Raw genomic sequence first — 23,974 nt, forward strand, 5'->3', positions numbered from 1 at the left:
AAGCGGGCGAGTTCAAGGTGGGCGGCCGCGCATCAGGTTCCCGGCAGGAACTCCTCGAAGATGATCTGGTCGGCATAGCGCGCCGCCTGCGCACGCTGCTCCGATGTGCGGACGGTCCACGCCAACAACGGCAGGCCGAAGACGTTGCGGGCGATCCAGGGCGCGGCCGCGGGCAGCTCATTCACCCAATAGGCAACGAAATGCGGCCGGGTGCGGAAGGCGTGGCGCAGATGCGTCATGCCGCGGCGCTGTTCCGCTGACGCTTCCGGCCACTCCTCGACGGTATAGTCGCGTTCGGCCACGATGCCGCGGGCGCGGCCCGGGATCAGTTCCCGCAACGCTACCACCTGATCCGGATCGAAGGACATCCCGACCGCAGGGCCGTCATAGGAGGCGAGCACCTCCGCCATCCGTTTCACCAGCCGGCGATCACCGTCGAAATGGCTTTTGACCTCGATCACCAACGGCACGCGGCCTCCGACGAGCGCGCAGAGATCGCCGAGCGTCATCATCCGCTCCGGCGTGTTCATGAAATTGACGGCCTTGAGCTCGGCCGCGGTCATGCCGAGCAACGCGCCCGAACCCTCGGTGAGGCGGCCGAGCGCGTTGTCGTGGTGCACCATTGCCTCGCCATCCGACGAAAGCTGGATGTCGCATTCGATGGCGAAATTGCCGTCCACGGCGGCCTGCGCGGCCGCCGGCATGTTTTCGACGATGCCACGCGAAATATCATGCAGGCCGCGATGGGCCACGGGGCGTGCCGTCAGCCAGTTCGGCGCACGCACGAGAGGACGCTCCGCTCAGGATACCTCGAAGATGGCGTCGACCTCGACGGCAGCGTCCGAGGGGAGAGAAGCGACGCCGACGGTGGTGCGGGCATGCCGGCCCTTGTCGCCGAATGCGGTGACCATCAGGTCCGAGGCGCCGTTGAGCACCTTCGGCCCGTCGAGGAAATCAGGCGCGGAATTGATGAAGCCGCCGAGCCTGACCACGCGAACCACCTTGTCGAGATCGCCGAGCGCGGCCTTGACCTGGGCCAGCAGGTTGACGCCACAGCCCTGCGCCGCGGCATAGCCCTGTTCGATCGTGACGCCGGCCCCGAGCTTGCCCTTGGCGATCAGCTTGCCTTCCGCATTGGCGCAGACCTGGCCGGAGACGAACAGCAGGTTGCCCGAGCGCACGAAGCCGACATAGTTCGCCATCGGGGTGCGGGGCTCGTTCAGCGTGATGCCTTGTGCCGCCAGCTTCTGTTCGACCGTACCCGCCATGTTTTGCATCCCCGCTTGATGTGACCGTTCCTGACCTGCGGTCAGGCGCGCATTGTTTCGCGCATCGCGCTTTGTCTTGCAAGCGACGGTGGGGCTGCGTCGCAACGCTTGCGATCAAGGCGAATCGTGCCCGAAATGCCGAAAAACGGCGTGCATCGACCTCGAATTCTTGCGTTATCGTGGCGCTGCCCTAGTTGCGGCGCAATGGACCCGTCACTAATGTAATCGAATCTCCCTTGAGGAAAAAACAGAACATGGCTAGCCCGTTCCCGATTCCGGTTCGTGCTTTGGTGTTTTCGGCTGCGGCGATTTTGCTCTCAGGCTCGGCAAACGGTCCGGCGCTGGCTGGTGCCAGCGGGCCGTTTCTCTCACATCGGGCCCTCTATGAGCTGAAGCTGGTCAAGTCGCGCGGGTCCAATGCGATATCGGGTGCGCGCGGGCGCATCCTCTACAATTTTTCGGGCAGCGCCTGCGAGGGCTACACCTCTGAATTTCGTCAGGTATCGGAACTCGACAGCGGCGAGGGCAGGTTGACGCTGAGCGATCTTCGCTCGCATTCCTGGGAAGATGCCGCCGGCAAGAGCTATCGTTTCAAGATCGATACCCGCATGAACGATACCGACTCCGCGCCGATCGACGGCGTGGCGGAACGGGTCGGCGACCGCATCACGGTCAAGCTGAAACAGCCGGTTGCGAAGACGTTCGAGCTCGACGGCAAGGTCGTATTCCCGACCGAGCAGATCCAGCACATCATCGCCGCCGCGCGCGCGGGCAAGTCGGTGCTGGAGCTGATGGTCTATGACGGTTCGGATAATGGCGAGAAGGTCTACAATACGCTATCGGTGATTGGGAAGCCGATCCCGGGCACCCAAAGCATCGCTTCGCCCGACCCGTCGACCGCCAACGACCAGATGAAGGCGCTGACCCGCTGGCCCGTGACCGTGAGCTACTACGACCGCGACGCCAAGGCGAAAGACGGCGAGCAGACGCCGGTTTACGCGATGTCGTTCGAGCTCTTTGAGAACGGCGTCTCCCGCGCGCTGGTGCTCGATTACAACGATTTCGTGATTGCGGGTGCCATGGGCCGGTTCGACGTCAGGGATTCCAAACCGTGTAAGTGACGGCACCCTTAAGACGTTCGCGCCCGGAAGACCGATCCGCGAGCCGGGGTCCATTCTACTTTGCATGGGGTTGTTTTCGCGATTTGCGTCTAGGCCCTGCGGTGTACCGCCGAAGAGTATCTGCACTGCGTCCGGGACGCGAGATCGCTAGCTTCGCGCTAATGGCGAATCGATTCGACTCCAACCCATCCCGCTCTAGATAGTAACCGAACGAACCGGCGAGCCGCCTCCTATGGTTCAGTCGTTACGAGGACAACCTTACCGCCCCCTCGAGCCCGCGGTGCAGCAAAGGCCATGCGAGATGGGCGCACCCATCTTGTTTTGTTCCGGCCAAGCACCAATTACGAATTGTGGGATGCAGAATCGCTCTGGGAGCGAGGACGTGGCCAGCAAAAAAATGGCAGACGGAGGACTTCCGGTCATCGCGCGCTTTGAGGTGCGCCACCGCAACTACCTCGCGCCTGACGGCTCGATTAACCGGCCGCTCCCCGCATTCGCCTCCGATACCGATCTTCTCACCGCGCTCTATCGAGCGATGATGCTGCTGCGCAATTTTGACCGAAAGGCTGTTGCATTGCAGCGTACCGGCCGGCTTGGGACCTACGCCGTTTCGCTCGGCCAGGAGGCGGTGTCGGTCGGCGTAGCCAGCGCGATGCGCGAAGAGGACGTCCTGTTGCCCTCCTATCGCGACAACGGTGCGCTGATCTGGCGCGGGGTCAAGCTGGAGGAAATTCTGCTGTTCTGGGGAGGGGACGAGCGGGGCAATCACTTCTCCGGACCGGTTCGGGATTTTCCGTTTTGCGTTCCCGTGGGGTCGCAGGCGCCGCATGCCGCGGGCGTTGCCTATGCCTTCAAGCTTCGCAAGCAGCCGCGTGTCGCCGTATGCATGTTCGGCGATGGCGCCACTTCGAAGGGGGATGTCTACGAGGCGATGAATTTTGCCGGAGTGCACAAGCTGCCGGTCGTTTTCGTCGCCACCAACAATCAATGGGCTATTTCGGTCCCGTTGCGACTACAGACCGGTTGCGAAACGCTGGCGCAGAAAGCCATCGCCGCCGGCTTCATCGGCGAGCAGGTGGACGGCAGCGATGTTGTGGCGATGCGCGCCGCAGCCGAAGACGCCATTGCCGCCGCCCGTGACGGCCGGGGTCCGCGCTTCATCGAGGCAGTCACCTACCGGCTCGGCGATCATACGACCTCCGATGACGCGTTACGCTATCGTTCGGCTGACGAAGTCCAGGCCCGCTGGAAAGAAGAGCCGATTACGCGCCTGAGGAGCTACCTCGTCGGTCAAAAAATGTGGAGCAAGGCGCAGGAGGAACAGCTCGCGGCGGAGTGCCATGAGCGCGTCGAGGCGGCGGTCGAGCGCTACCTGGCAACAGAGCCACGCCGACCCGAGACCATGTTCGATCATCTCTATGCCGAGCTGCCCGAGACGTACGCCGCGCAGCGCCGCGAACTCGCGGGAGAGGGCGATGCCTGAAATGACGTTGGTCGAAGCCGTCAATCTGGCGCTCGCCCGCGCCATGGAGGATGATCCTGATGTCGTCGTGCTTGGCGAAGATGTCGGCATCAACGGCGGCGTGTTCCGCGCGACCGTCGGGCTGCAAACGCGTTTCGGCCCGGAGCGCGTCCTCGATACGCCGCTTGCCGAACTCCTGATCAGCGGACTCTGCGTCGGCATGGCGGCACAGGGGTTGAAGCCTGTTGGCGAGATCCAGTTCATGGGATTTCTGTATCCCTGCATCGATCAACTGGTGAACCACGCCTCCCGAATCCGCAACCGCACCCAGGGACGGCTCACCTGCCCAATGGTGCTGCGTACGCCGCATGGCGCCGGCATTCGCGCGCCGGAGCATCATTCCGAAAGCACCGAGGCGATGCTCGCCCATATCCCAGGCTTGCGCGTTGTCATTCCCTCGTCGCCGGAACGCGCATACGGACTGCTGCTCGCCGCGATCCGCGATCCCGATCCGGTGGTATTTCTGGAGCCGACCCGCATTTACCGCGCGGCGAAAGGCGAAGTGGAAGACGACGGCGAGGCTTTGCCGCTGGATGTCGCTTTTGTCCTGCGGAAAGGCCGCGATGTCACGCTGATAAGCTGGGGTGGGATGCTGAAGGAAACCATGGCGGCGGCCGACGCGCTGGCTGCTGACGGCATCGCCGCCGAGGTCATCGATCTCGCCACGCTCAAGCCCTATGATGAAATCACGGTGCTCGGTTCGGTCGCAAAAACCGGGCGTTGTGTCATCGTGCACGAGGCGACGCGGACCGGCGGATTCGGAGCCGAGATCGCCGCGCTGATCGCCGAACGCGCTTTGACCTCTCTGCTCGCGCCTGTAGCCCGCGTCACCGGCTACGACACCATCATTCCGATGGCGCGGCTCGAGCATCATATGATGCCATCGGTCGATCGTATCGTGACGGCCGCGCGCCAAGCGTGCCAGTTCAGTTGATTGCCAGCGGACTTGCCCCATGCACCAGTTCGTATTGCCGGATCTGGGAGAGGGCCTCGAAGAGGCGGAGATCGTGAACTGGTATGTCAACGAAGGCGATCACGTCGTCACCGATCAGCCGCTGGTTTCTGTCGAGACGGACAAGGCCGTCGTCGAGGTGCCGTCGCCGTCGAGCGGACGCATCCTGCATCTGTTTGGTGCCAAGGGAGATGTAGTGAAGGTAGGCGCCCCGCTTGTCGAGTTTGCCGAAGGCCCCGACCAGGACACCGGCACAATTGTCGGGGAACTTGGCGCCAGCGAGACGCCGCCGGCAGCAGCGGCACCTTCCGGGCCAGCGGCTGGACAGAAAGCTCAGGTTTTTCCGGCGGTGCGTGCACTGGCCCGCAAGCTCGATGTCGACCTCGATCTGGTCGAAGCTACCGGACCCGGCGGCACCATTACGCGCGCGGATGTGGAACGGGCTGCCAAGGGCTTGTCCCAAAGCGGACCTGCCGAACTCCTGCGCGGTTTGCGGCGCGCGATGGCTCAACGCATGGCGGCGGCTCATGCCGAGATCGTCCCCGCCGGCGTCACCGACGAGGCCGATATCGACGATTGGCGAACCGGCGAGGACGTGACGATCCGGCTGGTGCGCGCGATCGCTGTCGCCTGCAAGGCCGAGCCTGCGCTCAATGCCTGGTACAATTCCGGGGCTGGCGAACGGCGCCTGATCGAGCGTATCGATCTCGGCATCGCCGTCGATACCGGCGGCGGCCTTATCGTTCCCGTGTTGCGCAATGTCGCAGAGCGGGACGTATCGGACTTGCGAGCCGGGCTTGACCGGATGCGGGCAGACGCCGTCGCGCGCTCGATACCTCCGGGAGAGCTGCGCGGGGCGACGATTACACTGTCGAATTTCGGAATGATCGGAGGCCGCTTCGCCAGCCTGATCGTGGTACCGCCACAAGTGGCGATCATCGGCGCCGGCCGGATTACCCAAGGGGTGGTTGCGTACCGCGGCCAGCCGGCGGTGAGGCGCGTGTTGCCACTGTCACTCACCTTCGACCATCGCGTCGTGACAGGCGGCGAAGCTGCTCGCTTCCTGGTCGCGCTCAAGGCGGACCTTGAGCAGTTTTCGTGAGACAGCCATGCGCAGGGCCCCATATGGGTACATGGAAACGGCGCTGAGCACTGCGACAACCAGTCTGGTCGAGAGCGCCGGACCCGGATACGCTTCTGCCAAACCATGCACGTCAGGGAGGCGCAAACATGAGCAAGCTCGAAAAACTTCGGCCAAGCGGACTTCACCACAATCCGGCTTATTCCCACGTCGTCGCCGCGTCGGGCGCGCGCACGATCTATATCGCGGGACAGGTCTCCACCGACGAGGAGGGGCGGGTGGTCGGCGAGGGTGACATAGCCGCGCAGACGACGCAGGTGATGCACAACATTGGCCTGGCGCTGAAAGCCGCCGGGGCGAGTTATGCTGATATCGTGAAAATCACGACCTTCGTCGTCGGCTACAAGCCTGAGCTCCGTCCCATCATCGGCAAGGCGCGCTCGGTGTTTTTTGAAGGCATGGAGCCGCCGGCAAGCACGCTCGTGGGTGTAACCGCGCTTGCGGCCCCTGAATGGCTGATCGAGATTGAGGCAGTGGCCGTCGTCGATTGAGGTCTCTGCGTCGCAGGGGGAGAGAGCGGTCTACTCCTCCTCATCCTCTTCCTTCGCTGGCCCGTTGTACGCGATGCCGCGGATCACCGCGGCATTGCCGAACTTCTTCCTTAAGTCATCCATCGCGCGCTCGGCATGGGCCGAGCGGCGGTCGAGCATGTCGCTGTCGTCTCCTCGCGATCCCTCGCGCAACGCGCTGACGCCGGTGCCCATCAGGCGGAAGGCGGTGCCGTCGATCTCCTTCGCCAGCATTTCCCGCGACACCGCAAAGATCTTCGCGGCGAGCTGGGTCGGCGCCTGAATCGATTGCGAGCGGGTGCGCTGCCTGAAATCGGCGGTCTTCAGCTTCAGCGTGATGGTGCAGCCGGCCAGGTTGCCGGTCTTCAGCCGCGACGACACTTTTTCCGACAGCCGCCACAGCAGCCGTTCCAACGTGGCGAAATCGCGGATGTCGTTTTCGAACGTGGTTTCGCTCGAAATCGTCTTGGCGCCGCGGTCGGGCATTACGCTGCGGTCGTCGATGCCGCGCGCCAGCCGCCACAGCCTGCGACCTTCGCCGCCGAACTGCTTCATCAGCTCGACCTCGTCGGCGCGCTGCAGGTCCGCAATGGTGCGAAAGCCGCGCTGCAGCAGCTTTTCCTGGGTCGCGGGGCCGACGCCGTAGATGAAGCCGACCGGCTTGTCGGCGAGCATCTCGCGGGCCTCAATCTGGTCGAGGGCGGCAAAGCCGCGCGGCTTGTCGAGATCGGAGGCGATCTTGGCCAAAAACTTGTTGCAGGACAGGCCGACCGAAACCGTGATGCCGATGTCGCGCTCGACCTCGCGGGCAAAGCGCGCCAGCACTTTAGCGGGGATCATGCCGTGAACACGCTGCGTGCCGGCCAGATCCAGAAACGCCTCGTCGATGGAGAGCGGTTCCACTAGCGGCGTCAGCGTCTGCATGGCCCGCCGCACCTCGCGGCCGACGCGGACATATTTGGCCATGTTTGGCGGGATCACGGCTGCTTGGGGGCAGAGCGCCAGCGCCTTGAACATCGGCATCGCCGAGCGCACGCCATAGGTCCGCGAGACGTAGCAGGCGGCCGACACCACGCCGCGCTTGCCGCCGCCGATGATCACGGGCTTGTCGGCAAGTTCCGGATTGTCGCGCTTTTCCACGGTGGCGTAGAACGCGTCGCAATCGATATGCGCCAGCGTCAGCGAGGGCAGGGCATGGTGGCGGACCAGGCGAGGGGAACCGCATTCGCTGCAACGACTTGCCCTGATATCGAGGTCGCCGAGGCAATCCCGGCAAAATGAGCACGGACCGTCTAACGCTGGCGCCTGTGCGCTCACGGCACGTCGCGCTCCCAATGCGGGTCGCCCAGCACCTGGCGGGCGGCGGCGATATTGGTCGGGTGCAGTTGCGAGGCGCTCGCAAACGCCTTCACCGTTGCGTCGTCGCGCAGCACGAAATCGAGCACCGAGGCCAGAAACTGCGGGTCGGCGGCGGCGGTGCGTAGCGTCTCCGGACCGATGCCGGTTTCAGCCAAGAACAAGCCTAGCCTCTCAGGATCGCCAGCGATGAAACTCAGCGCTTGAACCGCAACGATTTCAGCCACTTCGCGGGGGTTGTGAACAGGCTTTTTCAATAGATCGTTTGCCTTTCCGTTAACTTATGGGCTCTAATTTGGAACCATCATGCCCGAGTCTGCGAAGCGTGTTCAACAATCGAAACCGCTTCGTAAAAGTTGGCGCATCGATTTAACGGCTTAGAGCGAATCTGGCGCTAGTTTGAATTCAGTTTTCGACAGGGGGCGGCGTCGGTGCAAGACGTGCCGAAAGGCCGGACTTGTTTCCTGGGATGAGGGAGGGACGGGATGGCGAAAACCGTCCTGATCGTGGAGGACAACGAGCTCAACATGAAGCTCTTTCGCGATCTGTTGGAAGCGCATGGCTATCAAACCTCTGGTACCAGCAATGGTTTCGAGGCGCTCGATCTCGTCCGCAAGCTGCGCCCTGATCTGATCCTGATGGATATCCAGCTTCCGCAGGTGTCCGGCCTCGAAGTCACGCGTTGGATCAAGGACGATCCGGAGTTGCGCGCCATTCCGGTGGTGGCCGTCACTGCGTTTGCGATGAAGGGCGATGAAGAGCGCATTCGCGAAGGCGGCTGCGAGGCGTATCTGTCCAAACCAATTTCCGTCGGCAAGTTTATTGAAACCGTGCGGCGTTTTATCGGGTAGGAGTGAGTTTCGAATGTCTGCGCGTATTCTTGTCGTCGATGACGTTCCGGCGAACGTCAAACTGCTGGAAGCCCGGCTGTCGGCCGAGTATTTCGACGTGCTGACTGCTTCCAACGGCGCCGAGGCGCTCGACCTCTGCTCGCGCTCCGAATGCGACATCATCCTGCTCGACGTCATGATGCCGGACATGGACGGTTTCGAGGTCTGTCGCCGGCTGAAATCCAACCCCGCCACCCATTTCATTCCCGTCGTGATCGTCACGGCGCTCGACAGCCCGTCCGATCGCGTTCGCGGGCTGGAGGCCGGGGCTGACGATTTTCTCACCAAGCCGGTGTCCGACATCGTTCTGATCGCGCGCGTTCGGTCGCTGACGCGGCTGAAGATGATGACCGATGAGCTGCGCATGCGCGCCATCACCTCGCTCGAGATCGGCATGGAGGCGCCCGAGCGCAGCGCGATCGCCGACAAGGGCGTCGGCGGGCGGATCCTTTTGGTCGACGACCGGCCGTCGTCCTATGAGCGGCTGGCGCCGATCCTTGCGGCCGAGCACACCGTCGACGTCGAGATCAATCCGGCGGAAGCGCTGTTTCATGCCGCCGACGGCAATTATGATTTGCTGATCGTCTCGCTCAGCCTGGAAAATTACGACGGCCTGCGGCTGTGCAGCCAGGCGCGCTCGCTGGAGCGCACCCGCCAGTTGCCCATTCTCGCCATCTCCGACGCCGACAACAATGCGCGGCTGCTGCGCGGGCTCGAAATCGGCGTCAACGACTATCTGCTGCGCCCCGTCGACAAGAACGAGCTGCTGGCGCGGGCGCGCACCCAGATCCGCAAGCGACGCTACACCGACCATCTGCGCGACAATGTGCAGAACTCGATCGAAATGGCGATCACCGACGCGCTGACCGGGCTGCACAATCGCCGCTACATGGAAAGCCATCTCTCGACGCTCGTCGAGCAGGCCTCGAGCCGCGGCAAGCCGCTCGCGCTGATGATCCTCGACATCGACTTCTTCAAATCCATCAACGACACCTACGGCCACGACGCCGGCGACGACGTGTTGCGCGAATTCGCCGTGCGCATCCGCAAGTCGATCCGCGGCATCGATCTCGCCTGCCGCTATGGCGGCGAGGAATTCGTCATCGTGATGCCGGAAACCGACCTGACCGTCGCCGGCATGGTTGCCGAGCGCCTGCGCCGCTCGATCGCCGGCGAAACCTTTGCCGTCAACAAGGGTACCAAGCGGATCGATGTCACGATTTCGATCGGGCTCGCCACGCTGGACCGCAAGGGCGAGCCGGTCGCCGACGTGCTCAAGCGCGCCGACACCGCGCTGTATCGGGCGAAGCACGACGGACGCAACCGGGTGGTATCGGCGGCCGCCTGAACTGTCGTCCCTGCGAGCGCATGGGCCCATAGCCACCGGCAGCCGTTTTGCGAAAGGCGTCTGCCGCCCTGCCATAGCGATAGATCACGCGGTATGGGTCCCTGCGGTTCGCAGGGACGACGGTTGTCGCGTCAAGCAACAACCTTGGCATTCTGCCGCACCGCCTCATACGCCAGCCGTTTGAACTCGAACGAAAACGGATGCACGAACGCCATCTGGCGCTGAGCCATCATCACGCCCGCCATGTTGCGCTTCGGCGAGATCCACCATTGGGTGCCCGCGACGCCGCCCCAATAGAGCTCGCCTGCGGCATCCGGGTGATCGAACGCCGAGGGCGCCTGGATCAATCCGCCAGCCAGGGTAAAGGCCTTGCCGGGCTGCTCTCCCATCATGGCAAAGCGGATCCACTGACCCTCGGGCAATTGGTTGGTCAGCATCAACGCAATCGTCTCGGGCCTGAGCAGGGTCGGGCCACCGGGCAGCAGGCTTCGGATCAATGCCACCATGTCATGCAGCGTCGAAACCAGGCCGCCGCCGCCGCTTAGCCTTGCGATCGGGCGCAGATAAGCGCCGGGGAAGGGCGAGTTGTCGGTTCGGGTCAATCCCGGCTTCATCGGCTCCATCAGGTCCGCGCCAGCGTAATAGGCGACGAGCCGTCCCTGGTCCGTCTCCGGCACGACGAAGCCGGTATCGACCATGCCGAGCGGGTCGAGAATCCGCGCCCGGACGAACTTGTCGAAACTCTGGCCGCTGATGACTTCGACCAGCCGCCCCAGCACGTCGGTGGCCAGCGAGTATTCCCACGACGTGCCCGGCTGATAGATCAGCGGCAGGCCGGCCAGCACGTCCACCATGTCGGCCAGCGTCGCCATGGGATTGTGGACGCCGCGCTCATTGAGCGCCTTGTAGATGGCGGTGCCGGGATCGAAGAAGCCGTAGCTCAGGCCTGAACTGTGGCTGAGCAACTGACGGATGGTGATCGAGCTCTTCGCAGGCTCGGTATCGTCAAGCGAAGTGGCGTCCGGCCGCAGCACTTCGCGATTTCCGAGCTGCGGAATGAATTTTTCGATTGCGTCGTCGAGCTTGAGTTTGCCTTCCTCGAACAGCAAGAGCACGGCGCAGGAGGTGATCAGCTTGGTGTTGGAGAAGACGCGGAAGATGTGATCGGTGCGGAGCGGGGTCTGCGCTTTCTTGTCGGCCCAGCCGACGCAATTGACGTCGACGAGGTCGCGTCCGACCATGACCGCCCAGGAAATGCCTGACAGCAGGTTGTTGTCGATGTAACGCTGCATGGCCGCGCGCGCCGGTTTGAAATCGTACCCGCTGGCGGTCACTTTCAGGTCTTCCATTTTCGCTCCCTTTACATTCGTTAGTTTGGCGCGGCTCTATATTGATGTCGTCCCTGCGAGCGCAGGGACCCTTAACCACCGGCGCTTTTGCAGCAAGAAGGTAACCGCCACATCGCCTTATTGAAAGGCCGCGGCGTATGGGTCCCTGCGAACCGCAGGGACGACGGGTGGGAGGGATTCAAGTTGCCGACCTTGACTGCCGCTTCTTTGCCGCATGCTTCTGTGCAGGAGCAGGCGGGCCAATCTTCACCCCGGCATTCCGCAGCAACACTGTCGCCGCTTCCTTTGCCGCCCGCGCCATCGCAGGATCGTTACGGACGAGATCCTGCGCGATCGAGCCGTCGACGAGCAGAGCGAGCTGCGTCGCCAGCGCGTCTGCTTGGCGGATGCCGAGCTGCTCCAGCAGGTCGCGAAACCAGAGGCGGCGACTTTCCTTGAATTCGACCGCAACCTTGCGGACCGACTGATCCTCACCGAGCTCGGCCACTGCGTTGACGAACGGGCAGCCGCGAAAATCCTTCGACGAAAAACGCCGCTCCAGCGAATCGAAAGTGCCGAGAATCTGCTCCACCGGCGACTTGTCGGAAGGCCGCGGCGCCACGAAACGCCGCGCCAGATAGGCCGAGATCAGCGCGTCCTTGGATGAGAAATGATTGTAGAGCGTTCGCTTGCTGATGCCGATTTCGGCGGCGATGGTGTCGACACCAACCGCGCGAATTCCCTGCAGATAGAACAGCCTATCTGCGGTTTCCAGAATCCGGTCCTTCATGGCTGGTTTGGCGGGCAGGGTAGCCATGCGATTGCGTGGGTCACCGTTTGCTTGACAGCAGCCTCCCTTTGTAGCCCAGTTACACAGGTCTGTGTACCTATTTCAGATGTCAATTGCAGGACGCGGCCTACGAATCGCGCCCGTTAGGGAGAATAAAAACAATGGCGCTGCTGCAAATCCTGCGACCCACTCTCCCCATCCTGATCGGCGCATCCATCATGTTGACGCTGAGCATGGGGCTGCGGCAGTCGCTCGGCATTTTCATGCAGCCACTGACGCAGGATATCAGAATATCGATTTCCGACTTCACGCTGGCAATCGCGGTGCAAAACCTCGCCTGGGGATTTTTGCAGCCGCTCGCCGGGGCGCTGACCGTGCGCTACGGCTTTCGCGCCATCATGGTGGTCGGCGCGCTGCTCTATGTCGCCGGTCTTGCCTTGATGGCAGGGGCGAACGGCGTCCTCGCCGTCATGATCGGCGGCGGCGTGCTGATCGGCACGTCGCTGGCATGCACCGCGGCGGCGATTGCGATGTCGGTTGCGGCGCGCGCGGTGCCAGCGTCGGTGCGCTCCACCGTGCTCGGCCTGGTGTCGGGCGCTGGCTCCCTCGGCGCGCTGTTGTCGGCGCCGATCGGGCAGATGCTCAATGAAAGTTATGGCTGGCGAATGGGGCTCGCAGGCTTCATCGTGCTCTCGCTCATCATGATTCCGGCCGCGTGGTATGCGGGCAGGGTAGACAAGATTCCGCTGCCCAAGCCCGCCGATGACGAAATCGACGACGCGTCAGCCGCCGTCGCAACGAAGATGGCATTCTCCAACGCTTCCTTCGTGGTGATGACCGGCGCCTATTTCGTCTGCGGCATGCAGCTCGTCTTTCTCACCACGCACCTGCCGTCGTATCTGGCGATCTGCGGCATGGACCCGATGCTGAGCGCGCAGACGCTCGGCATGATCGGCGGCTTCAACGTACTCGGCAGCATCTTCTTCGGCTGGGCCGGCCAGCGCTGGAACAAGCTGGCGCTGCTCGGCGGCATCTACATCTTCCGCTCGATCGCGCTCGCCTGGTATTTTACACTGCCGCCGACGCCGGCAACCACGCTGCTGTTCGGCGCCATCATGGGCTTCCTGTGGATGGGCGTCGGCCCACTGGTTGCGGGCGCAGTCGCCGAGATGTTCGGCCTGAAATGGCAGGCGATGATCCAGGGGCTCGCCTTCATGAGCCACCAGGTAGGCAGCTTCCTCGGCGCGTTCGGGGGCGGGGTGCTCTACGACGCGCTCGGCTCCTACACGATGGCGTGGCGGATCGGTGTCGCGCTTGGGTTAGCCGGCGGCATCGTCCAGGTGGCGTTCGCGTTGATCCGGCCGAGCGGACCACCGCAGATGCAGACGGCGTAGCGTAGTCTATCAGTCGTTCCCCGGACGCTGCGCAGCGCGCTGCTGATCCGGGGTCCATCCGCGGCTACCGTGGGTCCCGGCTCTACGGTGCACCGCTACGCGCTGCACCGCGTCCGGACGCGGATAGCCAGGAATCAAAAACGGGGCCGCAAGGCCCCGTTCAAAACCGTCAGCGATTGGCTCGCTTACTTGATCTTCGCTTCGCGAAACTCGACGTGCTTGCGCGCGACCGGATCATACTTCTTCTTGACCAGCTTGTCGGTCATGGTGCGCGAATTCTTCTTGGCGACGTAATAGAAGCCGGTATCCGCCGAGGAAACGAGCTTGACCTTGATGGTGACCGCTTTGGCCATGTTCAGAACCTCAAAAAATGGGGGTGTCAGGCGCCGGCCAAACCGGCCTGCATTTGCCGCGCAACCTAGCTTCTGATCGCCCAAAGTCAAGGTTTTCGGGGCAAAAACCGGCCTGATTCGAGGGGGAATCCGTGTTTTGCGCGTATTCTGATCGCAAAAGCGGTGCCCACTTTTGCGGAATACGCGCGTTAACCCTCAAAGAACCGGTTTTTCGGCCGCGGCAGCCCCAAATTCTCCCGCAGGGTCTTGCCCTCATACGCCTTCCGGAAAATCCCGCGTCGCTGCAGCTCCGGCACCACTTTGTCGACGAAATCGTCCAATCCTGCCGGGAGGAACGGGAACATGATGTTAAAACCGTCACTGCCGCGGCTCGCCAGCCATTCCTCCATCTGGTCGGCGATCGTTTGCGGCGTGCCGACAAAGGACAGCCCGCCATAGCCGCCGACGCGCTGGGCGAGCTGGCGCACGGTGAGCTTGTCGCGTGCGGCGGCATCGAGGAGGCGCTGGCGGCCGCTCTTGCTCGCATTGGTTTCCGGGATCGGCGGCAACGGGCCGTCGGGGTCGAAGCCGGAGGCGTCGGTGCCGAGCTGTACCGAAAGTGAGGCGATGGCGCTGTCGTAATGCACCATGCTGTCGAGCTTGGCGCGCTTCTCCTTGGCCTCCTCGACGCTGTCGCCGACCACGACGAAGGCGCCGGGCAGGATTTTCAGATGCTCGGGGTTGCGGCCGATCTTCTCCATGCGGCCCTTGATGTCGACATAAAGCTTCTGCCCGTCGGCGAGGCTGCCGCCGCCGGTGAACACGGCTTCTGCCGTTTCCGCCGCGAGCTGCTTGCCGTCTTCGGACGCGCCGGCCTGCACGATCAGCGGCCAGCCCTGCACCGGGCGGGCGATGTTCAGCGGCCCCCGCACGGAAAGATATTTGCCCTTGTGATTGAGCACGTGCATTTTTGCGGGGTCGAAATAGAGCCCGCTCTCGACGTCGCGCACGAAGGCGTCATCGGCAAAGGAATCCCAGAGACCAGTGACCACGTCGTAGAACTCGCGCGCCCGCTTGTAGCGCTCGGCGTGCTCCATGTGGTCGTCGAGCCCGAAATTGAGCGCAGCGTCGGGATTGGAGGTGGTGACGATATTCCACCCCGCACGTCCACCTGAGATGTGATCGAGCGAGGCGAAACGCCGGGCCACATGATAGGGCTCGTCGAATGTCGTCGATCCCGTCGCGATCAGGCCGATATGCTCGGTGGCGCCGGCCAGCGCCGACAGAAGCGTGAAAGGTTCGAACGAAGTGACGGTGTGGCTGCGCTTGAGCGCGTTGATCGGCATGTTCAGCACGGCCAGATGGTCGGCCATGAAGAAGGCGTCGAACTTGCCGGCCTCCAGCTTCTGAATCAGTTGCTTTATCCGCGGAAAATTGAAATTGGCATCGGGCCATGCGCCCGGATAGCGCCATGCACCGGTATGGATGGAGACCGGCCGCATGAATGCGCCGAGCTTGAGTTGCCGCTGTGCCATTGCCCCGTTTCCGTGATCGTTGTTGGGGAAGAGATAGGGAGGCGACTAGGGCAGCGCCAATGGGCCGCGCTGAGAAGAATTTTGCAATTTGAGGGACTGAGGGAGGATAAGTCCCCGAAAGCCGATACCGTCATTGCGAGCGAAGCGAAGCAATCCATCCCTCCGTTGCGGAAGCGTGGATTGCTTCGTCGCTGACGCTCCTCGCAATGACGGGAGGGAGCGGGGACACTCTACGCCCCCAGCACGTCCTTCTGCATCTTGCCGCCGTAGAAGTGGAAGAACGGCACCGGCGCGTCGTGGCGCAAGGGCCCGGTCGCAAGGCGGCGGTCGAGTTCGGCGAGCACGTTCTTGGTCATGGCATGCGCGTCGGCCAGCGGCTGCGAGCCGATCTCTACCCAGACCAACTCCACCAGTTCGGCATCCGCGTGGATCACGCCTTCGACGCGGTGGGCGATGGCCGACGCGTCGGCCGTGAAGAACCGCGTATCAAAGCGGCGGACGCGGCCGGGCGGGGTGATCGCGCGCGCGATCAGGAAGAGGCCGGACGGATCGGGCAGCAGGCCTGCTTCCGCAAACGGCTTCCAGGCACCGTCGAGCTTCACCGGCTCGTCGACCTTGCATCCGAGGCAAAGGCCGGTTTCCTCGCAGGCCTCGCGGATCGCGGCAACCGCCAGCGCCCGCGCCCGCGAAGGTGCGATCTTGGGACTGCCTTTCAGCAGGTTGGCCTCGAGCTCCGGAGAAATCGGAGCGGCGACGGGGATGCGGTTGTCCGACTTGTCGACGCGGCCTCCAGGGAAAACATATTTGCCCGGCATGAACACCACCTTGTCGTGGCGCTTGCCGACCAGCACCTTCGGTTTGTCGCCGGAGCGGTCGATCAGGATCAGCGTGGCTGCATCCTTGGGCCGGAAATAAGGATGATGATCGGCTTCTTTTTCTTCTCTTACAGCGGTCGCGGCGTCGTTCATCCCATCCCCATTTTCGTGCTCTTGTTGTCCCGGTTTAGCTAGACCGGCGGGATGTCGCTAGGGGCATTTTCGTCAAAGCCATGCATGCGCAGCGCCCATTGGATGCCGACCACCGCGCCCTTGATCGGCTGCAACAGCACGAGCGAGGAGACGAGCGTCGCCGGCAGATACATCGCCAGTTGCAGCCACACCGCGGGCGAATAGTTGGTCTCGATCCACAGCGCCGCCGGTACCACGATGTGGCCGACGATGACGATGACGAGGTAGGCCGGCAGGTCGTCGGCGCGGTGCGGGGTAAAATCGAGTCCGCACTTCGAGCAATTATCCGCAGTCTTCAGGAAAGCGCGAAACATCTTGCCTTCGCCGCAACGCGGACAACGGCAACGGAAGCCGCGCTTCATCGCGGTCCAGAGGTCGCGCTTCTCGGCCTGCGCGGTTTCCCGGGTCCATGTCGTCGCGGTGCTCACCGTTTCCATGACTTGCCTTTCTTCGATTTGCCGGACTTGGCTTTGCCCGACTTGCCCTTGAGGGGCTTGCGAACCTTGTCGCGAGGGCTGCGGCCCGGATGCGATTTCGACGGCTTTGTCGATGCTTTCGCGCCGTCGCGTTTTCTGCCGCGCGGAATGACCTGACCTTCCGACAACAACTCGAACCGCAACGCGCCGGCTACCGGTGCCGCTTCTACCAGACGCACGTCGACAACGTCACCCAATCGGTGCATGGCACCGCTGCGTGAGCCGACGAGCGCGTGACGCGTCTCGTCGTAATTGTAGTATTCGGTGCCGAGCGTGCGGATCGGGATCAGCCCGTCGGCGCCGGTATCCGATAGCTTCACAAACAGGCCGGCGCGCGTCACGCCCGAGATACGGCCCTGAAACGTTGCGCCGATACGGTCGGCGAGAAAATGCGCGATCAGCCGGTCGGCGGTCTCGCGTTCGGCCTTCATGGCGCGCCGCTCGGTGAGCGAAATCTGCGCCGCGACCTCGCTCAGCGTTTCCAGCGTCTCGCTCTCCGGCAACGCGCCTTCACCGAGACCGAGCGCGCGGATCAGCGCGCGATGCACGATCAGATCGGCATATCGCCTGATCGGTGAAGTGAAGTGCGCGTAGCGGCGCAGGTTGAGGCCGAAATGGCCGTAATTCTCCGCCGAGTATTCCGCCTGGGCCTGCGAGCGCAGCACCACCTCGTTGACCAGCGGCTCGTAGTCCTCGCCGCGGACCTGGCCCAGCACCCGATTGAACAGCGAGGGGCGTAGCGCACCGGTCTTCGCAAACGGCAGGTCGAGCGTTTTCAGGAATTCCTGGAGATTATGAACCTTCTCCAGGGTCGGTTCGTCATGCACACGATAGATAAGCGGCAACGCCTTTTTTTCAAGCGTTTCGGCCGCGGCGACGTTGGCGAGGATCATGAATTCCTCGATCAAACGGTGCGCATCGAGACGCTCCGGCACGATGACGCGATCGACGGTGCCGTCGGGCTTGAGCAGGATTTTTCGCTCGGGCAGATCGAGATCGAGCGGATCGCGCTCGTCGCGCGCGAGTTTTACAAGCGCATAGGCCGCGTAGAGCGGATTCAGGATCGGTCCCAGAAGCGGGCCTGTTGTGTCGTCGGGGCGTCCATCGATCGCGGCCTGCGCCTGCGCGTAGTGCAGCTTTGCAGCCGAGCGCATCAGCACGCGATGAAAGCTGTGCGACCGCTTGCGGCCGTCGGATCCGATGACGAGCCGCACCGCGAGCGCGCCGCGCGCTTCGCCCGGCACCAGCGAACAGAGATCGTTGGAGATGCGCTCGGGCAGCATCGGCACCACGCGGTCCGGAAAATACACCGAATTGCCGCGCGTCACCGCTTCGCGGTCCAGCGCCGAGCCCGGCCGCACATAGAAGGCGACGTCGGCAATCGCGACGTGGACGATGTAGCCGCCCTTGTTGTTCGGATCGGGATCGGGCGCGGCATGCACCGCGTCGTCATGATCCTTCGCGTCCGGCGGATCGATGGTGACGAGCGGCAGCTCGCGCCAGTCCTCGCGTCCCTTCAGCGTCGCAGGCTCGGCGGCCTCGGCCTCGCGCAACGCAGAAGGCGAGAAGGCTTGCGGGATTTCGTGGGCATGGATCGCGATCAGGCTGATCGCCTTTTCGCTCGACAGCGAGCCGAGCCGCTCCTTCACCTTGCCCGAGGCGAGGCCATAGCCGCGCGAGCGCACCAGATCGACGCTAATGAGGTCGCCATCCTCGGCGCCCGCGGTGTCCGATGGCGCGATATTCAATTCGCGCCCGGCCTGCTTCTTGTCGACGGGAACGAGCAGGCCGCCGCCACCAGGCAGTTTGCGGAAGATGCCGAGCACGCGCGTGCGGGCCTGATCGATGATCTTGATGATGCGCCCGCGATAGGGGGCGCCTTCGCCATCATCGGCCTTCTCGATCCGCAACAGGGCTCGGTCGCCGACACCCGCTGCAGTGCCGGGTTGCAGACGGCGCGGGACGTGGATACGGATCTTCGGCGCGGGGCCGCTCTGTTCCGTGTCCCATTCGGTGGGAGTGGCGAGCAGTTCGCCGTCGGTGTCGCGCCCCGTGATGTCGGCGATCACGGTCGGGGGCAGGAGAGCCGTCTCGTGGATTTTCCGGCCGCGTCTGGCGATGGCGCCTTCGTCGGCGAGGTCGCGCAGGATACGTTTCAGCTCGGCGCGGTCAGCATTCTTCAGGCCGAACTCGCGGGCGATTTCCCGCGTGCCGATCTTGCCAGGATGCGCACGAATAAAGGCGACGATGGCGTCCCGGGCCGGAAAGCCATGGTCGTGTTTTCTCTTCACTTATCCCCGCGCCTTGCCCGCGCTCTTCTTCGCGGGCGTCTTGGGTGCAGTGGGCTTCGCCGCCGATGTCTTGGCGGCGGACGCGACCGGCGCACGCGCCTTGCTCACGGCATCCGATTTCGGCTTCGCGGCAGCTTTCTTCGATGCTGCCTTCTTGGCAGGTTTTGGCGCATCAGGATCGGCAGCCTTGGTGGCAGTCTTGCTCGCAGTCTTGGCGGCGGCCTTCTTCGGCGCGGCCTTTTTCGCGGCGCGTTTCGGCTTGCCGCCGCCCTTGGCGGCGCGCTCGTCGATCAATGCGATGGCTTCGGCCAGCGTGATCGTCTCCGGCGTCTTGTCGCTCGGGATCGTGGCGTTGACGCCGCCGGCGGTGACATAGGCGCCATAGCGGCCGTTCTTGACTGCCACGCCGCCAAGGCTCGGATGCTCGCCGAGCGGCTTGCCGGGATCGGCGCCGAAGCGACGGCCGCTCGGACCTTTTGCGATCTTTTCTGCGATCAGCGTCACCGCGCGGTTAAGGCCGATGTCGAACACCTCGTCGCCGGCTTCAAGGCTCGCATAGGTCTTCTCGTGACGCACGAACGGACCGAAGCGGCCGATGCCGGCGGTGATCGGCTGGCCGGTTTCCGGATGTTTTCCAATTTCACGCGGCAGCGATAAGAGCTTCAATGCCAGTTCCAGCTCCATGTCGCCGGGCGACATGTTTTTCGGAATGCCGGCGCGCTTGGGCTTTTCGTCTTCGGGATAGTCCTTCTGCTCGCCGAGCTGGATGTAGGGGCCGAAGCGTCCGGCTTTCACCGTCACGTCAAGATCGGTTTCGGGGTCCTTGCCGAGCACGCGGTCGGCGCTCGCCTCCGAGTCGGCGGCCAGCGGACGGGTGTAGCGGCATTCCGGATAATTCGAGCAGCCGACGAAGGCGCCAAACTTTCCAGCCTTGAGGTTCAGCCGTCCCGTGCCGCAGGTCGGGCACTGTCTGATGTCGCCGCCATCGGCGCGGGCGGGGTAGATGTGCGGCCCCAGCATGTCGTCGAGTGCATCCAGCACCTCGGCGACACGCAGATCCTTGATGTCGTTGACCGCCCCGATGAAGCCGGTCCAGAAATCCTGCAGCACCTGCTGCCAGGAAATCTCGTTGTTGGAGATGCGGTCGAGCTGCTCTTCCAGCGCGGCGGTGAAGTCATACTCCACATAGCGCGAGAAGAAGTTTTCGAGGAACGCGACCACGACGCGGCCCTTGTCCTCGCCATGCAGCCGCTTCTTTTCCAGCTTGACGTAGCCGCGGTCCTTCAGGACCTGCAGGATCGAGGCGTAGGTCGAGGGACGGCCGATGCCGAGCTCTTCCATTCGCTTGACCAGCGAGGCCTCGGAGAAGCGCGGCGGCGGCTCGGTGAAATGCTGGGTGACGGCAAGCGCCTGCCGCTTCAAGGCTTCGCCTTCGCTCATCGCGGGGAGGCGGCGCGAATCCTCGTCTTCCTCGTCGTCGCGACCTTCCTGGTAGAGCGCGAGGAAGCCGTCGAACTTGATGACCTGGCCCGAAGCGCGCAGCTCCAATACGCGAGAGCCGGCCTTGGCCGCGATATCAACGGTGGTGCGTTCGAGTTCGGCCGATTCCATCTGGCTCGCAATGGTGCGGATCCAGATCAGCTCATAGAGTTTCGCCTGATCGGGGTCGAGGCGGCGGCGCATCTCGGCGGGCCGGCGCGACAGATCGGTCGGGCGGATCGCTTCGTGCGCTTCCTGCGCGTTCTTGGCCTTGGTCTGGTACTGGCGCGGCGCGTCGGGCACATAGGCGTTGCCGTAATCCTCGCCGATCACCTTGCGGGCCTGGGTGATCGCCGAGCCGTCGATCTGCACGCCGTCGGTTCGCATATAGGTGATGAGGCCTGTGGTCTCGCCGCCGATATCGATGCCTTCGTAGAGCCGCTGCGCGATCCGCATGGTGTGCGCCGGCGCAAAGCCGAGCTTGCGACTGGCTTCCTGCTGCAATGTCGAGGTCGTGAAGGGCGCCTGCGGATTGCGGCGCGCGGGCTTGGCTTCGACGGTCGAAACCGTGAAGTTCGCCGCTTCAATGGCCTTCTTGAGGTCTTCGGCTTCGGCGCCGGAGCCGATGTCGAGCCGCTGGATCTTCTTGCCGTCGGCGCCGACGAGGCGCGCCTCAAAGCTGTCGCCGCGCGGCGTGGTCAGGGTCGCGACCAGCGACCAGTATTCACGCGGGACGAATTTTTCGATTTCGAGTTCGCGGTCGCAGACCAGCCGCAGCGCGACCGACTGCACGCGGCCGGCCGAGCGCGCGCCCGGCAGCTTGCGCCACAACACGGGTGAGAGCGTGAAGCCGACCAGATAGTCCAGCGCACGGCGCGCCATATAGGCGTCGACCAGCGCGCCATCGATCTGGCGCGGCGCCTTCATCGCATCGGTCACCGCTTGCTTGGTGATGGCGTTGAACACCACGCGCTCGATCTTCTGATCCTTCAGCGCACGTTTCTCCTTCATCACCTCCAGCACGTGCCAGGAGATCGCTTCGCCCTCGCGATCGGGGTCGGTCGCGAGAATCAGTCGGCTGGCGCCCTTCAGCGCCTTGGCGATGTCGTTGAGCCGGCCGGCCGCCTTGGGATCGACCTCCCAGATCATCTGAAAATTGGCGTCCGGGTCGACTGAACCGTTCTTGGCGGGAAGGTCGCGGACATGGCCGAACGAGGCCAGAACCTCGTAGGAGGCGCCCAAATACTTATTGATCGTCTTGGCTTTCGCCGGCGACTCCACGATGACGATATTCATGTCATTCCAATGGCTTACGGGAAAAGATAAAGGCGGGTTCCGCGAGACTCGCGGCCCACCGATTGGACCCGAACATGGGTGGTGAGGCGCCCCCTGTCAAATCGGCAAATGCCGCCAGGGAACCGTTTGATGTCCACTTATATCTGAGGAGTTGCGAAATACGCCCTAGAGTTGCGGTACCAAAGGGGTTATTTCTGGGCAATACTATGTGTCATTGGGATGCAAGTTTTTTGAGCAAAGCTGCGGGCGGCCGGAAGCGGAAGACTTCGGGCAAGAAACCGGAATCGCCAACCGAAGAACCAGAACGAGGTGAGGAGGGCGGCCCCGACGAGGCCGTGGCCTTCATTGCGGAAACCGTTGCCGAATTGGTCAAGCTCGCCGAGCGCCATCGGCTCGAGGTGCTGAGCCATTTGCTGGGCATGGCGCAACTCGAGGCGGAAGAGCGGTTGCGGACCCGCAGCAAACGCAAGCTGTCGTGAGAATTCGAACCGAGGGCAGCCTCCTGCGGAGCATTCTCCCTTTCCCCTCTCGCGGGGAGAGGAGAAGAAGTCGGCTACGCTGTAACCCGCCGGCCTTGCTTTCCCGCCGGCCGTGGCTTCAACGCCGTATCTCCCGCACCCAATAACCGCCCGTCCTGCGAATAGAGTTCGAGCTTGCGAACCGGCTTACCTTTTTCCTTGTCGACCAGGATGGTGGCGATCTCTTCCGGGTGCTCGTCGAATTCCTCGCTCCACTGCCGCAGGGCGACCAGGATGGGGAAGACGCCGCGGCCCTTCGGCGTCAGCAGATATTCCTGATAGGCACTGCCGTCGGAAGCGGGCGCAGTTTTCAGAATGCCCTGATTGATCAGCGCCCGCAGCCGCACCGTGAGGATGTTCTTGGCGAGGCCCAGTCTCTTCTGGAATTCGCTGAAGCGGCTGATGCCAAACAGCGCCTCGCGAATGATCAGCATCGACCACCAGTCGCCGATCGCATCCAGCGAGCGCGCGATCGGGCAATCGTCGTGCTCAAAGCTGGTCCGTTTCACCATGGGTGGCTCCATCGAACAGGACCGATCACGGTCTTGTGTGGTTGCAATATTAAACCAGATGCCGTAGGCAATCTAGTTTAATGATGCAACCATCAGGGACATGTCATGAGGCTCGCGAACAAGACGGCGTTGATCACGGGCGGCAACAGCGGCATCGGTCTCGCGACCGCAAAACTGTTCGTGGCCGAAGGTGCCCGGGTCGTCATCACCGGACGAAATCAGGCGACGCTCGCGGCTGCGGCGAAGGAGTTGGGCCCAAACGCGTTGGCGATCGCGGCTGACGCCACCGACATCGCGGCGACCGAAGCTGCGATCGGGAAGGGGGCCGAAAAGTTCGGCAAGTACGACATCCTGTTCGCCAATGCCGGCATCGCCGGCGGCACGCCGCTTGGCGACTCAACCCTCGAGGCGTTCGAGAAGGTCATCAGCACCAACCTGACCGGCGTGTTCTTCACCGTGCAATCGGCGCTGCCGCATCTCAACGACAACGCCTCGATCATTCTCAGCGGCTCGGTGATCTCGGTGCTCGGCATTCCCGGCTATTCGGCCTATGGCGCGGCCAAGGCCGGCGTGCGCGCGATGGCGCGGATCATGGCGTCGGAATTGTCGCCGCGCGGCATCCGCGTCAACGTGGTGGCGCCCGGTGCGATTCGCACCCCGATATGGGGGGCGGCGATCGCCACGCCGGAAGCCGAAAAGGCGTTTGAAAAGCGCATCGCGCTGTCGACGCCACTCGGCCGGATCGGCGAACCCGAGCATATTTCCAAGACGGTGCTGTTTCTGGCGTCAGACGATTCCGCCCATGTTCAGGGCCAGGAATTGTTCGTCGATGGCGGCGCCACGGCCTCGCCGAGCGGTGCGCCAATCTATCGGGGGTAGGGTAGTTTCCGGCAATGATCCAAGGCGATC

23 protein-coding genes are annotated in these 23,974 nt (G+C 63.4%); 10 read left to right on the forward strand and 13 right to left on the reverse strand.

The annotated features are described in order from the left end of the window. Nucleotides 1-32: 32 nt before the first annotated feature. Both LMTR13_RS17805 and LMTR13_RS17810 read right to left on the reverse strand, forming a co-directional pair. The gene (locus LMTR13_RS17805; protein ID WP_065728976.1) at nucleotides 33-785 is read right to left on the reverse strand and encodes a glycerophosphodiester phosphodiesterase family protein; all 753 of its coding nucleotides are present in this window, start codon (nucleotides 783-785) and stop codon (nucleotides 33-35) included. Between the two features lie 15 nt (nucleotides 786-800). After that, a complete protein-coding gene (locus LMTR13_RS17810) occupies nucleotides 801-1,268 on the reverse strand; it encodes a RidA family protein (protein WP_065732774.1) in 468 nt (155 codons plus the stop codon). 254 nt (nucleotides 1,269-1,522) lie between these two features. Between LMTR13_RS17810 and LMTR13_RS17815 the strand changes: the two genes are divergently transcribed. The 5 genes from LMTR13_RS17815 to LMTR13_RS17835 all read left to right on the forward strand — a co-directional run bounded on the left by LMTR13_RS17815 (nucleotide 1,523) and on the right by LMTR13_RS17835 (nucleotide 6,495). Further along, nucleotides 1,523-2,389 (forward strand): cell envelope integrity EipB family protein, encoded by an 867-nt coding sequence (locus LMTR13_RS17815; RefSeq protein WP_065728977.1) that lies wholly within the window; start codon nucleotides 1,523-1,525, stop codon nucleotides 2,387-2,389. 397 nt (nucleotides 2,390-2,786) lie between these two features. After that, nucleotides 2,787-3,872, forward strand: coding sequence for a pyruvate dehydrogenase (acetyl-transferring) E1 component subunit alpha (gene pdhA / locus LMTR13_RS17820; protein WP_065732775.1), 1,086 nt, complete (start codon nucleotides 2,787-2,789; stop codon nucleotides 3,870-3,872). Beyond that, nucleotides 3,865-4,845, forward strand: coding sequence for an alpha-ketoacid dehydrogenase subunit beta (locus LMTR13_RS17825; protein WP_065728978.1), 981 nt, complete (start codon nucleotides 3,865-3,867; stop codon nucleotides 4,843-4,845). Before pdhA ends, LMTR13_RS17825 begins: the two co-directional genes overlap by 8 nt. Before the next feature lie 19 nt (nucleotides 4,846-4,864). Beyond that, nucleotides 4,865-5,965 carry a dihydrolipoamide acetyltransferase family protein gene (locus tag LMTR13_RS17830; RefSeq protein ID WP_065728979.1) on the forward strand — a complete coding sequence of 367 codons (1,101 nt, stop codon included), beginning with the start codon at nucleotides 4,865-4,867 and terminating at the stop codon, nucleotides 5,963-5,965. A 128-nt stretch (nucleotides 5,966-6,093) separates the two neighbouring features. Next, complete coding sequence (locus tag LMTR13_RS17835) at nucleotides 6,094-6,495, forward strand: RidA family protein (RefSeq protein ID WP_065728980.1); 402 nt, start codon at nucleotides 6,094-6,096, stop codon at nucleotides 6,493-6,495. Between the two features lie 30 nt (nucleotides 6,496-6,525). Here LMTR13_RS17835 and LMTR13_RS17840 read toward each other — a convergent pair whose 3' ends face one another. Together LMTR13_RS17840 and LMTR13_RS17845 are read right to left on the reverse strand one after the other, a co-directional pair. Further along, on the reverse strand, nucleotides 6,526-7,830 hold the full coding sequence (locus tag LMTR13_RS17840) for a DNA polymerase IV (protein ID WP_065728981.1): 1,305 nt from the start codon (nucleotides 7,828-7,830) through the stop codon (nucleotides 6,526-6,528). Next, nucleotides 7,827-8,126, reverse strand: coding sequence for a DUF3572 domain-containing protein (locus LMTR13_RS17845; protein WP_065728982.1), 300 nt, complete (start codon nucleotides 8,124-8,126; stop codon nucleotides 7,827-7,829). Before LMTR13_RS17845 ends, LMTR13_RS17840 begins: the two co-directional genes overlap by 4 nt. 228 nt (nucleotides 8,127-8,354) lie before the next feature. Between LMTR13_RS17845 and LMTR13_RS17850 the strand changes: the two genes are divergently transcribed. Further along, nucleotides 8,355-8,720, forward strand: coding sequence for a response regulator (locus tag LMTR13_RS17850; protein WP_027538546.1), 366 nt, complete (start codon nucleotides 8,355-8,357; stop codon nucleotides 8,718-8,720). Nucleotides 8,721-8,733: 13 nt separating this feature from the next. Continuing rightward, nucleotides 8,734-10,107, forward strand: coding sequence for a PleD family two-component system response regulator (locus tag LMTR13_RS17855; RefSeq protein WP_065728983.1), 1,374 nt, complete (start codon nucleotides 8,734-8,736; stop codon nucleotides 10,105-10,107). Between the two features lie 131 nt (nucleotides 10,108-10,238). Here LMTR13_RS17855 and LMTR13_RS17860 read toward each other — a convergent pair whose 3' ends face one another. Together LMTR13_RS17860 and LMTR13_RS17865 are read right to left on the reverse strand one after the other, a co-directional pair. Continuing rightward, the gene (locus tag LMTR13_RS17860) at nucleotides 10,239-11,456 is read right to left on the reverse strand and encodes a serine hydrolase domain-containing protein (RefSeq protein WP_236843428.1); all 1,218 of its coding nucleotides are present in this window, start codon (nucleotides 11,454-11,456) and stop codon (nucleotides 10,239-10,241) included. Nucleotides 11,457-11,634: 178 nt separating this feature from the next. Further along, nucleotides 11,635-12,252 carry a TetR/AcrR family transcriptional regulator gene (locus tag LMTR13_RS17865; RefSeq protein ID WP_065728984.1) on the reverse strand — a complete coding sequence of 206 codons (618 nt, stop codon included), beginning with the start codon at nucleotides 12,250-12,252 and terminating at the stop codon, nucleotides 11,635-11,637. 134 nt (nucleotides 12,253-12,386) lie between these two features. On the opposite strand from LMTR13_RS17865, the gene LMTR13_RS17870 reads away from it, so the two are divergent. Continuing rightward, nucleotides 12,387-13,619 (forward strand): MFS transporter, encoded by a 1,233-nt coding sequence (locus LMTR13_RS17870; RefSeq protein WP_065728985.1) that lies wholly within the window; start codon nucleotides 12,387-12,389, stop codon nucleotides 13,617-13,619. Between the two features lie 185 nt (nucleotides 13,620-13,804). Here LMTR13_RS17870 and rpmG read toward each other — a convergent pair whose 3' ends face one another. The 6 genes from rpmG to topA form a co-directional block, all read right to left on the reverse strand. Continuing rightward, nucleotides 13,805-13,972, reverse strand: coding sequence for a 50S ribosomal protein L33 (gene rpmG, locus LMTR13_RS17875; protein ID WP_007603295.1), 168 nt, complete (start codon nucleotides 13,970-13,972; stop codon nucleotides 13,805-13,807). A gap of 188 nt (nucleotides 13,973-14,160) precedes the next feature. Then, on the reverse strand, nucleotides 14,161-15,486 hold the full coding sequence (locus LMTR13_RS17880) for an LLM class flavin-dependent oxidoreductase (RefSeq protein WP_065728986.1): 1,326 nt from the start codon (nucleotides 15,484-15,486) through the stop codon (nucleotides 14,161-14,163). A gap of 230 nt (nucleotides 15,487-15,716) precedes the next feature. Beyond that, complete coding sequence (locus LMTR13_RS17885) at nucleotides 15,717-16,454, reverse strand: NUDIX hydrolase (protein WP_065728987.1); 738 nt, start codon at nucleotides 16,452-16,454, stop codon at nucleotides 15,717-15,719. A 38-nt stretch (nucleotides 16,455-16,492) separates the two neighbouring features. Next, nucleotides 16,493-16,930 (reverse strand): DUF983 domain-containing protein, encoded by a 438-nt coding sequence (locus tag LMTR13_RS17890; RefSeq protein WP_065728988.1) that lies wholly within the window; start codon nucleotides 16,928-16,930, stop codon nucleotides 16,493-16,495. After that, complete coding sequence (gene rnr / locus LMTR13_RS17895) at nucleotides 16,918-19,260, reverse strand: ribonuclease R (RefSeq protein WP_065728989.1); 2,343 nt, start codon at nucleotides 19,258-19,260, stop codon at nucleotides 16,918-16,920. The genes LMTR13_RS17890 and rnr overlap by 13 nt, the downstream gene beginning before the upstream one ends. Then, the gene (gene topA, locus LMTR13_RS17900) at nucleotides 19,261-22,035 is read right to left on the reverse strand and encodes a type I DNA topoisomerase (RefSeq protein ID WP_065728990.1); all 2,775 of its coding nucleotides are present in this window, start codon (nucleotides 22,033-22,035) and stop codon (nucleotides 19,261-19,263) included. A gap of 230 nt (nucleotides 22,036-22,265) precedes the next feature. Between topA and LMTR13_RS17905 the strand changes: the two genes are divergently transcribed. Further along, the gene (locus LMTR13_RS17905; protein WP_065728991.1) at nucleotides 22,266-22,514 is read left to right on the forward strand and encodes a hypothetical protein; all 249 of its coding nucleotides are present in this window, start codon (nucleotides 22,266-22,268) and stop codon (nucleotides 22,512-22,514) included. A gap of 74 nt (nucleotides 22,515-22,588) precedes the next feature. Here LMTR13_RS17905 and LMTR13_RS17910 read toward each other — a convergent pair whose 3' ends face one another. After that, a complete protein-coding gene (locus LMTR13_RS17910) occupies nucleotides 22,589-23,065 on the reverse strand; it encodes a winged helix-turn-helix transcriptional regulator (protein ID WP_065728992.1) in 477 nt (158 codons plus the stop codon). A gap of 105 nt (nucleotides 23,066-23,170) precedes the next feature. Here LMTR13_RS17910 and LMTR13_RS17915 point away from each other — a divergent pair, with 105 nt between their 5' ends. Next, a complete protein-coding gene (locus LMTR13_RS17915; protein WP_065728993.1) occupies nucleotides 23,171-23,944 on the forward strand; it encodes a glucose 1-dehydrogenase in 774 nt (257 codons plus the stop codon). The last annotated feature ends 30 nt before the right edge of the window (nucleotides 23,945-23,974 follow it).

The organism is Bradyrhizobium icense, from assembly GCF_001693385.1.
GTDB classification, from domain to species: Bacteria; Pseudomonadota; Alphaproteobacteria; order Rhizobiales; family Xanthobacteraceae; genus Bradyrhizobium; species Bradyrhizobium icense.

Excerpts from the sequence above, each read along its gene's own strand:
- LMTR13_RS17810 (WP_065732774.1), bottom strand. The coding sequence starts at position 1,268 with ATGGCGGGTACGGTCGAACAGAAGCTGGCGGCACAAGGCATCACGCTG.
- LMTR13_RS17815 (WP_065728977.1), top strand. The coding sequence starts at position 1,523 with ATGGCTAGCCCGTTCCCGATTCCGGTTCGTGCTTTGGTGTTTTCGGCT.
- pdhA (WP_065732775.1), top strand. The coding sequence starts at position 2,787 with ATGGCAGACGGAGGACTTCCGGTCATCGCGCGCTTTGAGGTGCGCCAC.
- LMTR13_RS17825 (WP_065728978.1), top strand. The coding sequence starts at position 3,865 with ATGCCTGAAATGACGTTGGTCGAAGCCGTCAATCTGGCGCTCGCCCGC.
- LMTR13_RS17830 (WP_065728979.1), top strand. The coding sequence starts at position 4,865 with ATGCACCAGTTCGTATTGCCGGATCTGGGAGAGGGCCTCGAAGAGGCG.
- LMTR13_RS17835 (WP_065728980.1), top strand. The coding sequence starts at position 6,094 with ATGAGCAAGCTCGAAAAACTTCGGCCAAGCGGACTTCACCACAATCCG.
- LMTR13_RS17850 (WP_027538546.1), top strand. The coding sequence starts at position 8,355 with ATGGCGAAAACCGTCCTGATCGTGGAGGACAACGAGCTCAACATGAAG.
- LMTR13_RS17855 (WP_065728983.1), top strand. The coding sequence starts at position 8,734 with ATGTCTGCGCGTATTCTTGTCGTCGATGACGTTCCGGCGAACGTCAAA.
- LMTR13_RS17860 (WP_236843428.1), bottom strand. The coding sequence starts at position 11,456 with ATGGAAGACCTGAAAGTGACCGCCAGCGGGTACGATTTCAAACCGGCG.
- LMTR13_RS17865 (WP_065728984.1), bottom strand. The coding sequence starts at position 12,252 with ATGGCTACCCTGCCCGCCAAACCAGCCATGAAGGACCGGATTCTGGAA.
- LMTR13_RS17870 (WP_065728985.1), top strand. The coding sequence starts at position 12,387 with ATGGCGCTGCTGCAAATCCTGCGACCCACTCTCCCCATCCTGATCGGC.
- rpmG (WP_007603295.1), bottom strand. The coding sequence starts at position 13,972 with ATGGCCAAAGCGGTCACCATCAAGGTCAAGCTCGTTTCCTCGGCGGAT.
- LMTR13_RS17880 (WP_065728986.1), bottom strand. The coding sequence starts at position 15,486 with ATGGCACAGCGGCAACTCAAGCTCGGCGCATTCATGCGGCCGGTCTCC.
- LMTR13_RS17885 (WP_065728987.1), bottom strand. The coding sequence starts at position 16,454 with ATGAACGACGCCGCGACCGCTGTAAGAGAAGAAAAAGAAGCCGATCAT.
- LMTR13_RS17890 (WP_065728988.1), bottom strand. The coding sequence starts at position 16,930 with ATGGAAACGGTGAGCACCGCGACGACATGGACCCGGGAAACCGCGCAG.
- topA (WP_065728990.1), bottom strand. The coding sequence starts at position 22,035 with ATGAATATCGTCATCGTGGAGTCGCCGGCGAAAGCCAAGACGATCAAT.
- LMTR13_RS17910 (WP_065728992.1), bottom strand. The coding sequence starts at position 23,065 with ATGGTGAAACGGACCAGCTTTGAGCACGACGATTGCCCGATCGCGCGC.
- LMTR13_RS17915 (WP_065728993.1), top strand. The coding sequence starts at position 23,171 with ATGAGGCTCGCGAACAAGACGGCGTTGATCACGGGCGGCAACAGCGGC.